Source organism: Vibrio sp. V15_P4S5T153 (genome assembly GCF_963874485.1).
Lineage (GTDB): Bacteria > Pseudomonadota > Gammaproteobacteria > Enterobacterales > Vibrionaceae > Vibrio > Vibrio anguillarum.
On record NZ_CAWNHR010000019.1, the window covers coordinates 244,474 to 258,072 of the forward strand.

Annotated in this window: 12 protein-coding genes; 10 read left to right on the forward strand and 2 right to left on the reverse strand. The window is 41.3% G+C overall.

The features are described from left to right. Complete coding sequence (locus AACT42_RS19725) at positions 1-1,872, reverse strand: LTA synthase family protein (RefSeq protein WP_094132186.1); 1,872 nt, start codon at positions 1,870-1,872, stop codon at positions 1-3. Positions 1,873-1,969: 97 nt separating this feature from the next. Then, on the reverse strand, positions 1,970-2,911 hold the full coding sequence (gene rfaD / locus AACT42_RS19730; protein ID WP_094132185.1) for an ADP-glyceromanno-heptose 6-epimerase: 942 nt from the start codon (positions 2,909-2,911) through the stop codon (positions 1,970-1,972). Between the two features lie 531 nt (positions 2,912-3,442). Here rfaD and AACT42_RS19735 point away from each other — a divergent pair. From AACT42_RS19735 to AACT42_RS19780, 10 genes are all read left to right on the forward strand, one after another. Then, positions 3,443-4,285 (forward strand): glycosyltransferase family 2 protein, encoded by an 843-nt coding sequence (locus tag AACT42_RS19735; protein ID WP_047688522.1) that lies wholly within the window; start codon positions 3,443-3,445, stop codon positions 4,283-4,285. A 175-nt stretch (positions 4,286-4,460) separates the two neighbouring features. Then, entirely contained in the window at positions 4,461-6,032 is a 1,572-nt protein-coding gene (locus AACT42_RS19740) for a hypothetical protein (RefSeq protein WP_176429087.1), read from the forward strand. 386 nt (positions 6,033-6,418) lie between these two features. After that, positions 6,419-7,309 (forward strand): dTDP-4-dehydrorhamnose reductase, encoded by an 891-nt coding sequence (rfbD, locus tag AACT42_RS19745; protein ID WP_047688524.1) that lies wholly within the window; start codon positions 6,419-6,421, stop codon positions 7,307-7,309. A 7-nt stretch (positions 7,310-7,316) separates the two neighbouring features. Then, a complete protein-coding gene (rfbA, locus tag AACT42_RS19750) occupies positions 7,317-8,201 on the forward strand; it encodes a glucose-1-phosphate thymidylyltransferase RfbA (protein WP_047688527.1) in 885 nt (294 codons plus the stop codon). A 3-nt stretch (positions 8,202-8,204) separates the two neighbouring features. Then, positions 8,205-8,741: a dTDP-4-dehydrorhamnose 3,5-epimerase gene (gene rfbC / locus AACT42_RS19755; protein ID WP_047688529.1), complete on the forward strand. Its 537-nt coding sequence runs from the start codon at positions 8,205-8,207 to the stop codon at positions 8,739-8,741. Between the two features lie 354 nt (positions 8,742-9,095). Beyond that, positions 9,096-9,881: an ABC transporter permease gene (locus AACT42_RS19760; protein WP_047688532.1), complete on the forward strand. Its 786-nt coding sequence runs from the start codon at positions 9,096-9,098 to the stop codon at positions 9,879-9,881. Between the two features lie 21 nt (positions 9,882-9,902). Further along, the gene (locus AACT42_RS19765) at positions 9,903-11,564 is read left to right on the forward strand and encodes a GspE/PulE family protein (RefSeq protein WP_094132184.1); all 1,662 of its coding nucleotides are present in this window, start codon (positions 9,903-9,905) and stop codon (positions 11,562-11,564) included. A gap of 10 nt (positions 11,565-11,574) precedes the next feature. Next, on the forward strand, positions 11,575-12,756 hold the full coding sequence (locus AACT42_RS19770; RefSeq protein WP_047688538.1) for a type II secretion system F family protein: 1,182 nt from the start codon (positions 11,575-11,577) through the stop codon (positions 12,754-12,756). A gap of 11 nt (positions 12,757-12,767) precedes the next feature. Then, positions 12,768-13,178 (forward strand): type II secretion system major pseudopilin GspG, encoded by a 411-nt coding sequence (gspG, locus tag AACT42_RS19775; RefSeq protein ID WP_094132183.1) that lies wholly within the window; start codon positions 12,768-12,770, stop codon positions 13,176-13,178. Continuing rightward, positions 13,178-13,597, forward strand: a complete 420-nt coding sequence (locus AACT42_RS19780) for a prepilin-type N-terminal cleavage/methylation domain-containing protein (protein WP_081989692.1) — start codon at positions 13,178-13,180, stop codon at positions 13,595-13,597. Before gspG ends, AACT42_RS19780 begins: the two co-directional genes overlap by 1 nt. Positions 13,598-13,599: the final 2 nt, after the last annotated feature.

The window sequence follows — 13,599 nt, forward strand, 5'->3', positions numbered from 1 at the left end:
TTAAGGTAAAGAATGCATGAGTTCATTCGTATAGCGTTGGGTTTGCCCATCAAACAATAATTGTTGTGAAACAGAAGTGAATGTTTTTACCTTTTGCCAAAGTGCTTGAAACGTCTCATCACAAGGATGCCCTATCAAACTGATAGTATCCTCAGCTACTTTCGCACATTGTTTTAGAGTACCACTACGAGCATTAAAACTGATGAAGTTGTCCTGTTCAATCCAGTGAATATTTTCACCTTGAACAAATTGAGCCCCACCTTGGTAATCGTCATATTTGAGTAAGGAAAAACCGCTAAACCATGGCACTTCCCCTCCCAACCAATCGATAATTGTTGGAGTTATATCCCGCTGAGAAGTAGTGGCGCTGATTGTACGATGAGCAATAGAGTCATTCGTGGCATAGACTAAAAAGGGGATAGAGTTGGCTGAAAGATTATGGCTAGATCCTAATGTGGTATGGTCAGACATCAACACGACTAACGTAGGACGTTTGACGGTTTGATTCAGTTGAGTAATAAAGCGCTCTAACGCACTGTCAGCATGATGCAACACACTCCGCCGAACTTGATCATAATTTTCTTTGCCGAAAACATACAAAGACTCATCAGGGAGATAAGTGTCGTGTGTGGTTCCTGTATTAATTGTGACTAACCACGGTTGCGCCTGCAGTTCTAGATTCGCTATCTTATCTAGACCGAAACGATAAATGCCATCATCCATATATCCCCAAGAATTTCTATTAGCTAAAAAATCGTAATCGGTTTTACCATAAGAAAACTGATAGCCGAGCGATTGAGCAAATTGTCCTACAGCCCCCTTACCGCTGCCTTGAATAAAGTGTGTTCGCCAACCATTTTCGCGTAATAACTGGGGTAGGCAGTAATAAGGTTTTGCTTGAAGTTGCGTGCCAGCCACGCTACTCGATATAGGGTTTGGAAAAGAACAATGACTGGCAAATATACCTTGAACCGTGCGAAAGCCATTTGCATACATAGCATGCGCACTAAGGCTTTGGGCTCGTAATTGGTCGAAAAATGGTGTGGCGTCAGTTTGCCCAGCATAGCTTTTCATATCAACACTTGCCCAACTTTCTAGTAGTACAAAAACTACGTTAGCAGGTTTTAAATTTTCTAGTTGAGCTTGGGGAAAAGGTAGTTTTGTGTAATCAAGTTCAATATGTGGGGTGATTTGTTGAGCCGCATTTTTAGCCCCTTTAATTAGGTGATAAGTAATACTGTAAGGTGCGCTCCAAGCAACAAAGGCTTGTTCTGCATTACCTATTTTATGTGCGCTCATTGGGCTTTGCGGGGCGTCTGACCAACCACCACGTACCACGGTTATCGTAGCAGCAACCAATAGCACGCTAAAAAGGGTTGATGAGAGGCAACGCTTGCTACTGAAGGTTATCGGTTTAAAAGGAAGCTGGCTTACGCCGAATAGACTTATCATACATAAGATGATTGCGGTGAATATCAGTAGTGGTGCAGTTTGTAACGCGGTGATCAACAACGCTAATTCAGAGCCTTCAGCAGTAAAGACTTCAAAGGTTATGTGAGTCCCTGCCTGCATAGTATAAATAGCATCGGCAACGGTTGTCATGATGAGCCATATGGCGACCAGCGCTGTGAGCAGCTTGGGTAACCAGCGCAATGGTTTATACCTACTACTCATCAAATGAACCAGCAATATAACAAGGGTGCACAGCATCACCATCACCAGATCAAGACGAGTTCCCCACAATAAAGCCTTCCACCATTCATTACTTGTTATAGAGATAAGAGCAGTATCAGCAAGTAATAAGGCCATTACTTTGCTAAGCAGTGCCGCAGAAAATAGAACTAAGCTAAGAGGAATAAAGAGACGTAGCATAAAGGGAACTCATTATCGGGTGGTTTAATTATTTAAAACAACGTAGTTAAATATAAATTTAGGGCCAAGGAGCTTAATTTTGGCCCTAAATGCGCATTTAAATATTAATCAACGCCATATACTCAGCCACACCTTCAGCCACCGTCTTAAATTGATGCTGGCAACCTGCGGCGCGCAATTTCGTCAGATCAGCCTCAGTAAACTCTTGGTAAGCACCTTTCAAGTGATCTGGGAATGGAATGGTTTCAACCTCACCTTTACCATGGTACTTGATAACGGCTTTGGCAACTTCTTGGAAAGATTCAGCATTGCCAGTACCCAAGTTATAAATACCGGATACTCCGCTGTTCATAAACCATAAATTCACAGCCGCAACGTCACCCACATAAACGAAATCACGCTGGAAGGTTTCACTACCTGCAAACAGTTTCGGGTTTTCACCCGTATTCATTTGATTATTTAAATGAAAAGCAACAGAAGCCATTGAGCCTTTGTGCTGTTCACGCGGGCCATAGACATTGAAATAACGAAAACCGGTAATTTGGGAAAGAGTCTCACCGTGTGCTTGTGCTTCTTGCCAAATACGGCGCACATAGTTATCAAATTGCTGCTTGGAATAGCCGTATACATTCAGCGCACCTTCATACTCTTTTTCTTCAATGAAGGTATCGGTATCGCCATAGGTTGCGGCTGATGAAGCATATAAAAATGGAATGTCGCGCTCTAAGCAGTAGTGCAGTAGCTCTTTAGAATATTCATAGTTATTAAGCATCACATACTTGCCATCCCATTCGGTGGTGGCAGAGCAAGCGCCTTCATGGAATACCGCTTCAATAGGGCCAAAATCCTCACCAGACATGATCTGCACCAAGAAATCGTCTCGGTCCATGTAATCGGCAATATCCAGATCAACTAGGTTTTTGAATTTACGCCCATTTTTTAAGTTATCGACAACAAGAATATCACTAATGCCTTGTTCATTTAGCGCTTTGATGATGTTACTACCAATCATGCCAGCGCCACCAGTTACGATGATCATATCGTGTTCCACCTTAAAAACTAAAAAATTTTTCAAATATTATCAGGAAAGGGAATAAGGAGAAATAAGCAATATCTAGTGGTACTGATGCTCTTAGGATTCTTTGGCGCGGAGCTGCATGATGGCGCTTGTCAATTTTTTAATTATGATGACTTTTTCTTCTACACTACACTCTATTCAATTTGCGTTGTTGGCTTAAATTCGTGAACTCTTTTGTTGTTCAGTGCTCAGGTCATCTACCATAGATGTTCATAATTTGCTCCGAACAGTATTTAACTCACCGCGAGTGGTGGCGAAATATACTAGATTATTCTTATCGATAGCGGTTGGTTTTTCTACACGCATAATGGTAAGTTAAGATCCAATCCTTGTACACTAAGATATCTATAAGTATTTTTGCAAATGGTGAGCTATCTCATAGAGAAATGATATCATTTCAACACTGTTTGATGGTTTAGGTAGAAGGGTATAGAGAAGTGATTGAATAGCATGTGCTGTTATAGAGTAGTAGATAATAGAATATAGGATCTTATGAGATTAATCGTATCCACAGTTTCTCATCAACAAGGAGAAATGATTGCCCGACTAGGTGCGTTGGCTTCTCTTGCTGCAGAGCAGGAGGTACACGTTATTTGTCGGGATAATATTGAAGATTCTGATCTAAAAGCTTATTGCCACAAACATAGTATCCACTATATTGCCAATACAAAGGCTTACGGATTTTCTAAAAACAACAACTTAAACTTTCAGTACTATCATCAGTATCTGCGACCACAAAAGGACGATTGGTTTTTACTACTTAATCCTGATGTACAGTTACTCCCTGAAACTTATACGAATTTAAAAACGGCCATCAAAAAAAATAATGGAATTATTGCCGCTGATTTATTTTTAGGGCCAGAATTAAGCTGTCGAGACAATAACTTAAGGTGCTACCCTACACTTAAACAATTTGTGTTGACCTACCTATGTAGTGAACAAAGTACTTTTATTGATCGATCTTCAGAAAAACTAGGCGGTATAGAGGCTTGGGTGAGTGGTGCATTTTTAGCCATCAGTAGTTATCATTACCAACAACTAGGTGGGTTAGACGAAAAATATTATATGTATTGCGAAGATATTGACTTTTGTTACCGTGCTAAAGCAAACGGTTTACCAATCACTTTAGATTTCAATACTAAAGCGATACATTACAGACAAAGAGCTAGCAAAAAAATGTTTAGCCGATTTTTCTTTTGGCATGTCACCAGTGTGTTGAAGTTTTGCTGTTTACCTAAAGGGCTTAAGGCAAAAAAAACTAGCCTAACAGAGTGTTTTGTGCAAAGAGAAAGTCTATCTCAACCAGATAAACGAGTTGGGATATCACTAAAATAAAGATTATTATGAGAGTTGCAGGATGATTCAGTCTGGCAACACCTATGCGGTAATTGAGTGTTCGCAGTTCTTTAACCTTGTAAAGTTAACATGGTTTAGTTAGCGATATACTCAATCATTATTACTTTATACCTATAACTTTAGACGGACAGGAATGACCACTTCTGAGGGAATTATGAAAAAAATACACCAATGCATAATTACAATTTCAGTACTATCGATTTTAGGATGCGGAGGCGGGGATGGAGATAGTAATTCTCAACCTACTGCGAAATATAACTTCAGCTTTATTGCTTTGTACGAAACAGAACGTAATACTTTACCAGCTGAATGTGCAATCTTTGATAGTCAACCTATTTATAAAGAAACCTCAAATGTTGATGAGCCAGAGATCGATAAGTACAAATTAATTTTAGCTGCAAGAAGTGAAACCAGTTCTCTGAAAGTACTGATACAGAACAAAGCAGGAAAAGTTCTTAGAGAATACACACCAAACTCAAATACCTCTACCTTAAGCTTTCCGCAATCTCAGGTTCCTAAAGATGGTTATGTAACTATTTCTCATCAAACGATTCGGCAGGGTTCTCTTACCACCATTGTCGATGGGGTGACATACCATAAATCCTTGTTGTCTAGTTCAATGCGATTTAGTAGTGCGTTATCGCGTCCTGCTACTTTTACGTCGTGTATAAAACAGTCGCGGACTAGTTTTTCAAAACGCAAGCAAAGCATTGATGATGGTGGAAATGGTACAGGAGTATTTGCGTTTAATACTCCAGAACAAAATTATTGGGCACTTTCGCCACTGAACGTCGAGCTTAAGACTAGCAGTAAACCATTATTGGCTGTACGTTATGAAAGCCTACCTACCGACACTATTGAAAATATCAACAGTGACTTTACTCAAAAACAATATCGCAAACTTGATGGGTATCGGATGGTCAGCACGAGAGAATTAGGTTCTCGTGCGATAGATCTTAACAATATCGGTGACAAATCCAACGATGCTTTCCCATTGTGGAGCTATTCTGATACGACCACTGCATTGTCCTCAGCTCAGCTATGGCTGCGATATAATAGCAATGCATACCTTTGGCAAAGCTTACCTGAAACTGGCGGGGTAGCATTTAGTTATGCGGGTGATTTTGCTCGGAATTATGTGCTAAAAACGCAAGGAACAAATCAAGGCTGGTCGTTTGTGCATAATGCTCGATTAGATGGTAGTGAATCATGGAATCAACGTCCACAAGATGGTATTAACTATAATTTCGTTATGAACGATCTCGATAAGCCTTCAGCATCTGAGGTTCTTATCGAAGCGTGTGGAAGCTCTGAATGTGAGTCAGGTAAAAGGCTTCAAGCATATCTTGGTGTTGTTGACAAAAAGTATACAATGCAGCGTAACTTTTTATTGATTGAAAATGGCTCTGGGCAGCAAATTCGACAGGTAATTTATACACCACCAACAAGAGAAATAATTCTGCCTTCTTATTCTGATAGCGCGATCGATGGATTGTGGAGTGGCAATATTGCTCTTGCTCAAGTTGATTTGTTGCAAGGTAATCAAAATGTTCGTCGTGCCTTTTTGCGTACATTTAACGATCCAGTTAAAGAGGTCAAAGGACCATTAGCCTTTGAACTTGATCCGAATATCGATGGTTTAGGTCTGAGCGCCACATTAGATACTAAACAGAAAGACAACGCTTTAATTGGAACAGAAAATTACTTGCTCTTAACTAAACCGTAGATAATATGAGCTAATCAATACTTGGGCATATGCAGGCTATAAATCAGCAACACCCCATTCCATGAGTATAGAGCAACGCGGTGATTGGGGTGAGCAAGGCCTGTATGTCTATCAAAACTAAGGTAAATATGGTTCTGATAGAAGACTCTCTATAAAGAATAATAGCTGAGCACTTTTCATGGTATCATCAGTCCGCTATCATCCTTACCCCTTAATCTTTAACGTAAACCTACGGAGCTTGACGGCGATGGTATTGTTTCTCGAAGATACGTACAATTGAGTATTGAAATTAGCACTTACTTAGTCAAGCCATTTATCTGGTATTGCAGTAGTACAAAGTCGGAAGAAGATAGGTTTAATACGTACAATATAATGAACTATAGATAATGAAAATTGTTTTGTTAGGCAAAAATGGTCAGGTTGGCTGGGAATTACAGCGTTCTCTCAGCTACTTGGGTGAGGTAGTCTCTCTTGATTTCGATAGCCAAGAGGGTTGTGGTGATTTTACACAACCTGAAAAGCTCATCGCTACATTATTAAATATAAAACCAACAGTGATTGTCAATGCTGCAGCCCATACAGCGGTTGATAAGGCAGAAAGTGAGAGTAAACTCGCTTTTCAAATTAATGCCCAAACAGTTGAGGCTATTGCAAAAGTTGCTCAACAACTTGACTGTTGGCTAGTACATTACTCAACTGACTATGTCTTTGACGGTTCGGGCGATAGGCCGTGGTCTGAAGAAGATATGCCAGCGCCATTAAATATCTACGGGCAAAGTAAGCTTGTGGGAGAGCAAGCGATTCAGCGTCATTGCTCAAAATACCTTATTTTTAGAACCAGCTGGGTCTACGCGTCGCGAGGGAACAATTTTGCCCGAACCATGTTACGTCTAGCGCAGAACCACGTCCATTTAACAGTCATTAATGATCAATTTGGTGCCCCTACCTCTGCAGAATTATTGGCCGACTGTACCGCTCATTCTATTTTGGTTGCCTTACAACAACCGCAGGTGGCTGGTTTATATCATCTGGTTGCTGGCGGAGAAACCACGTGGTACAACTATGCACAGTATGTATTTGATTTTGCAAAACAGAATCAAATGGCTTTACAAGTGACCGAGGTAACTCCGGTTGATAGCAGTGCGTATCCAACACCAGCCAAACGCCCACATAATTCACGTTTGTCTACCCAAAAATTTATCAACACGTTTAACTACCGATTGCCACATTGGCAAAACGGAGTCCAGCGTATGCTTCATGAAATAACAGAGAAATAACATAGCCATGATAACCCCCCAACGTAAAGGCATTATTCTCGCCGGAGGTTCTGGAACTCGTCTCTATCCGGTGACAATGGCAGTCAGCAAACAACTGCTTCCTATTTATGATAAGCCTATGATCTATTATCCATTAAGCACGCTTATGCTGACGGGTATTACTGAAATATTAATTATTAGTACTCCTCAAGATACTCCAAGATTTGAGCAGCTGCTAGGTGATGGAAGCCAATGGGGCCTACAATTGCAGTACGCAATCCAGCCATCTCCGGATGGATTAGCACAAGCATTTATTATTGCCGAAAACTTTTTAAATGGTGCGCCCAGCGTCTTGGTACTAGGAGACAACATTTTTTATGGTCATTCATTACAACAGCAATTGACTATCGCGAATCACCAGTCATCTGGTGCAACAGTTTTTGCTTATCATGTGCATGACCCGCAGCGTTATGGTGTTGTCGAGTTTGATAATCAAGGTGTCGCTGTTTCTTTAGAAGAAAAGCCTTCTGATCCTAAGAGTAGTTTTGCAGTAACAGGGTTGTATTTTTATGACGAGCATGCTGTGGAGTATGCTAAATCCTTAAAGCCTTCTGCTCGCGGTGAATTAGAAATTACTGACCTTAACCGTATTTATCTCGAAACTGGGCAGCTTTCTGTCGCACGAATGGGACGGGGTTACGCATGGCTAGATACTGGCACTCACGAAAGTTTAATAGAGGCGACCAATTTCATTCAAACGATTGAACATCGCCAAGGGTTAAAAGTTGCCTGTCCAGAAGAAATCGCTTATCGAATGGGATTTATTGACCAACGGCAGCTTAAGCAATGTGCAGGGCCATTGTCTAAAAATGCTTACGGCCAATATCTATTAAAGCTGTTAGAAGCGGAGTAAAACATGAAAGTGATCCCAACCCAAATTGCCGACGTATTCATCATTGAACCCCAAGTGTTTGGTGATGAACGCGGGTTCTTTTTTGAAAGCTTCAATCATGAACGTTTCGAACAGGCAATAGGCCAAAAAGTACAATTCGTCCAAGATAACCATTCACGCTCAGTTAAAAATGTTGTCCGAGGCCTTCATTATCAAGAGCAACAAGCGCAAGGTAAGTTGGTGCGGTGTGTTATGGGGGAGGTCGTGGACGTTGCGGTCGATATTCGCCCGGATTCAGCGACATTTGGCCAAGTGGTGACCGTCAACTTAAGCGCAGAAAATAAACGCCAGTTATGGGTGCCAGCCGGATTAGCACACGGCTTTAGTGTGCTTTCTGATGTGGCAGAATTTTTATACAAAACGACAGACTATTACGCACCGGAACATGAGCGTTGTATTCGTTGGGATGACCCTGTATTGGCGATTGATTGGCAATTAGACGGTGAGCCTTCATTATCAGCAAAAGATAAGAAAGGTATCTCATTTAGCGAAATTGGATAAATTAACCAGCCTGTAAACCACCTATCGCCATTGCAAATGGTTTAGGTATTTGAGAGGCATGCACAAACTAAGCAAGAATGAATCGTCCCTACTTCCAATGGCTATTGCAGTAGGTTGGGTCAACCATAAGTGATCAAAGCTAGCACAGGTTAAGATGGACTACGAATAGAAAGCAACGGATTGCTGAAATAAAACAGTACACAAATAACAGTGCAAACTAAGCCTAGATTTCGTATCATCCGCCCCTCATTTGAAAGCAAAAACACCTAGTCGAAAAAGCAATTAGTAAACCAATAGGATACTTGTCTTTATTGCAGTATCAATACAACCGACTCGCAAATATTTGGCTAAACTATGTTTCCAAGCAAAGAAAATCGACAGCTTTTCCGCACCATGGTGCGTCGAGAAGTCAAAGCAAAATATCAAGGCACACTACTTGGTTTCTTCTGGAATCTCGTCACCCCCTTGATGATGCTCGCTATATATTCAACCGTCTTTCTTACGGTCTTTAAAGCAAAATGGCATTTAACAGCCACCGAGCAAGCGGATTATGGACTCATGCTCTTCGTGGGTATCCTAACTCACACTTATATGGCAGAAGTATTAACCACCACAAGTAATGTGATCAGAAACAACAGCAATCTTGTTAAAAAAGTCCGTTTTCCAGTAGCAATGTTGCCGATGATTTCAGTCTGCAGTGCCGGAGTTAACTATTTATTTGGTTTAATATTGGCGTTTGCCTATGGGGCGTTTAACCATTACATTGTCGACTATAGCCACATCATCTACCTTCCCTTTGTACTCCTCGTTTATCTGTTAACATTAAGTGCCATTGCATATTTAGTCTCTGCACTTGGTCTGTTCATCAAAGATGTCTCGCAAATGATACCCGTTGTTATTACAGTATTGCTGTTTACCAGTACGGTCTTTTTCTCTGCACAATCAGCGCCCGAGGAACTTGCTAAGATGCTCTATTTTAATCCAATAAGTCCAGTTGCTGACGCTATTCGCAGCATACTCTACGGGCAACAGCCCGATTTATGGCAATTATTAACATTAGGCACCATCAGTGCACTATTAGCCGCGGTGACTTATCAATTTTTTATCCGTTTACGTCCAAGCTTTTCGGATATTTTATAATACACGTTAAATGAGGGAATCATGCTGTTAGGTGAGCGACTAAAACAGAAGCAACTGATCTCGGATGAAGATATAGCACAAATCATTGCACTCCAAGAGCAAGCTCCGATAGGTAAACGTGCTCGTTTTGGAGAGTTATGCGTATCACACGGATTGTGTTCGGAGCAAGATATCCTTAGTGCACTTAGTGAACAACTGGAGTTACCACTACTCGCTGATGTATTAGAAAAACACTATGGTGGAGATTTACCGCCATCGGAGTTGGCGCTTTCTTTATTTCCGGCTGACTGGTGGCAACAGCGGCAAGCTTTTCCTCTTTTCATCGATAAAAACAATCTCTACGTTGCTCAAAATGATGTTTGGGACGACTTTGTATTTGAAGCTATATTGAGAACTCATCAACTTAATGTCGTTCCTGTATTATGCTCAAACTACGAGATACGCCAACTGCTTTCCACAATAGATGAACAGCAAAGTACCGCGACCACGTTAACCGAGCAAGATAGCAGTTCAGCGCCAGTTGTTAAGTTTGTCAACGAATGCATTCAACGTGCGATTAAAGAAAACGCTTCAGATATTCATTTTGAGGTCAATAAACAACAATTTTCAGTACGCTACCGAGTAGATGGTGTATTGCGTACGGTAGATCAGCCTGGTATGGCGCAGCATTCAGCGATTCTTTCTCGTATTAAATTGATGGCAGGGTTAGATATTTCAGAGAAGCGGCTCCCTCAAGATGGTCGAATTCGAGTGCGGCTATCCGGTTTACAAGTAGATATTCGGGTAGCGACAACCCCGACCGTATATGGTGAAAATGCAGTACTCCGTTTATTGGCAAACGAAAAACAGAGCCAAGGCCAACAAAGTAAAGAACTGAGTATGCTGCCGGATCAAAAACAGCTCGTGCAAGATATTTTAAGCAAAAAAACGGGTATTTTTCTCATCACAGGCCCAACGGGGAGTGGTAAAACCACCTCTCTTTATACATTATTAGGGCAATTAAACGATGATCAAACAAAAATCATCACAGTAGAAGACCCGGTAGAATATCAAATGAAAGGCTTAACTCAAATCCAAGTTAATTCTGACATTGGTCTTAGCTTTGCCCATGTTTTACGTTCTGCGCTACGACAAGACCCAGACATCATCCTCATTGGTGAAATGCGAGACAAAGAAACCTCTCAAATTGCCATTCAATCAGCATTAACCGGGCACTTTGTACTATCAACATTGCATACTAACGATGCCCCAAGTAGTTTTATTCGTTTGAAAGATATCGGTATTCCGGATTATCTCATCAAATCAACAGTTGTGGGGGTGATGGCACAACGGTTAGTACGCAAACTCTGTCTATATTGTCGAGAAGTAGACCATCACGGTGAGAAAACCGCCCTATCACTTGGATATCAAGACGTTCATAACCGATGGGGTGACCTACTTCCTGAACAAATAACCTTTTACAAAGCAAAGGGATGTGATCATTGTAATGGTACCGGTTATCACGGACGTTTAGCCATTTTTGAGTTGCTAGGATGGTCTGAAGAAGAAACCGTCGAACTTGAAATGGCGGAGCTACAACAAGTAGCCGAAAAGCAAAATATGCGCAACCTTCGCCAAGATGCCCTAATGCGGGCAGCATTGGGAGAAACCACACTAGAAGAAGTATTACGAGTCGTCGGTTAAAGGATGGATCATGAAGCAGTTTAAATATGTCGCCCGCCGAAAAGATGGTTCTTTACTCGATGGTTGGTTACAAGCCGAAAATGAACAACAGGCAAAACGGCAATTACAGCATCAACAAAAACAAGTTGTCATGCTAACAGAGCAACGTTCAAGTCGTGCCAAGCAACTCAGTCGTGAAATCTTGATTACAACTTTACGAGAGTTGGCTACATTGCGTGAGAGTGGTATGCCACTTGACCTGTGCATTAACTCGCTCTTAGAAAACAGCATAGATAAACACATGGTACAAGTCTTAAAAAGGCTACATAGTGATATCGAAAGTGGTTCTAGCTTATCTGAGGCGATAGCTGCCCAGCCAGACTATTTCCCTTACTACGTCTCATCAATGCTCCGTTTAGGTGAAGCCAGTGGACAGCTAGGGGATGCCTTGTTTAGTATTTCAGAGCGGATAGAAAGAGAGGAAAAGTTAGTCGGTGAAGTGAAATCAGCACTAACCTACCCAGCTTTTTTACTTATTGTCTGTGTGGCGACCATATTCTTCATGTTCCTTTATGTGATCCCAAATTTTGAAAACATGGTTCAAGGCACAGGTGACGCCGGAGCATTAGGAACATTACTCGACATTTCTGCTTTTTTGAATAATAACCTGACAGTGATTCTGATATTTATATCAGCGATAATCGGAGGCCTTTATTACAGTGCAAAATATGGCAACCTGAAAGAATACACAATGCAAGTTTTATGCTTGATACCCATGTTTCGTCGTTTAATTGACTCATGGAACATAGTGCAATTTTCCAGTAGTATGCAAAAACTTTTGCAGTCTGGAGTGGAACTTGTTGAGTCGGTTGAAATCACACTCAATAGCATTTCAGATCTATCGTTAAGAAAGCGCCTCAACCATGTCGTTATAAAAGTTCGTGAAGGTAAAGGATTAGCGGATTCCCTTGCCGAATATCATGTATTTCCACCGATGGTGATCCGCTTAATTCACACTGGCGAAGCGGGGGCGTCATTAGTTCCATGCTTTAGAGAAATACATAACCTATACGAGCGTCGTCTTTCTAAAGGTTTGAAACAAATTCTTACCATACTTGAGCCCTTAGTGATTGTCATCATGGGGGGAATTGTCGGTAGTATTATGATCGTACTGATATCGGGCATTATCTCGGTGAACAATATCAGCTTATAAAGAGGTATAAAATGCATAATCTCAAACCGCGTGGTTTTACGCTAATCGAACTGTTAGTCGTCTTGGTTCTTATCTCCTTGCTTGCTGGGTTAGTAGGCCCACAGCTATTTAACCAAGTGGGTTCCTCAAAAACCAAAGTAGCAGGTGCACAAATTGAGTTATTAACCTCAGCGTTAAATACCTATCGGTTAGACATGGGGGAATACCCAAGTACAGAACAAGGCCTTATGGCACTGATGGAAAACCCCGGAGACTCAACCATGTGGAACGGCCCATATCTGGCCAAAGAAATGCCACTTGATCCTTGGAGTCGCGCTTATCATTATGAACTTAAACCAAACTATCAGTTTGCACTTTACACATTGGGGCGAGATAACAAAGCAGGTGGTGAAGGTGAAGACCAAGATGTAGGCATTAAATAATGCCCTGTAAGTCACTTAAGGTCATAGGTTATAAACCAAAAGGCTTTACGATGATAGAGCTGCTTGTTGTATTAGCACTACTTGGTGCAGTGAGTGCTATTGCGGTTCCTCAGCTTTGGGGGCAATACACCCGCTTCTCCCAACAACAACAGATTGAACAATTTTTGGGGAAAGTGCGTGATAGAGCAGTATTACTGCGTAAGCATGGAGAAAATTTCATTTTTGACCAGAAAAACTCAAGCTGGCAACAACTGGCAGCAAATCATAAGCTCTTGCTTGAAGAGAGTGATGTGATTATTGTTCGTGCTGATGGTTTTACTAAAGGCGGAGCCATTAATTTGCAAGTACAACCGCAAGGTATACATTGGAAAATAGAGATCAGTACGCCAGATGGAACCGTTAAAATTGTTCAGCGTTAAAT

Coding starts and splice junctions, on each gene's coding strand:
- rfaD (WP_094132185.1), bottom strand. CDS start 2,911: ATGATCATCGTAACTGGTGGCGCTGGCATGATTGGTAGTAACATCATC.
- AACT42_RS19780 (WP_081989692.1), top strand. CDS start 13,178: ATGCCCTGTAAGTCACTTAAGGTCATAGGTTATAAACCAAAAGGCTTT.
- AACT42_RS19725 (WP_094132186.1), bottom strand. CDS start 1,872: ATGCTACGTCTCTTTATTCCTCTTAGCTTAGTTCTATTTTCTGCGGCA.
- rfbD (WP_047688524.1), top strand. CDS start 6,419: ATGAAAATTGTTTTGTTAGGCAAAAATGGTCAGGTTGGCTGGGAATTA.
- AACT42_RS19770 (WP_047688538.1), top strand. CDS start 11,575: ATGAAGCAGTTTAAATATGTCGCCCGCCGAAAAGATGGTTCTTTACTC.
- rfbC (WP_047688529.1), top strand. CDS start 8,205: ATGAAAGTGATCCCAACCCAAATTGCCGACGTATTCATCATTGAACCC.
- AACT42_RS19735 (WP_047688522.1), top strand. CDS start 3,443: ATGAGATTAATCGTATCCACAGTTTCTCATCAACAAGGAGAAATGATT.
- AACT42_RS19760 (WP_047688532.1), top strand. CDS start 9,096: ATGTTTCCAAGCAAAGAAAATCGACAGCTTTTCCGCACCATGGTGCGT.
- rfbA (WP_047688527.1), top strand. CDS start 7,317: ATGATAACCCCCCAACGTAAAGGCATTATTCTCGCCGGAGGTTCTGGA.
- AACT42_RS19765 (WP_094132184.1), top strand. CDS start 9,903: ATGCTGTTAGGTGAGCGACTAAAACAGAAGCAACTGATCTCGGATGAA.
- gspG (WP_094132183.1), top strand. CDS start 12,768: ATGCATAATCTCAAACCGCGTGGTTTTACGCTAATCGAACTGTTAGTC.
- AACT42_RS19740 (WP_176429087.1), top strand. CDS start 4,461: ATGAAAAAAATACACCAATGCATAATTACAATTTCAGTACTATCGATT.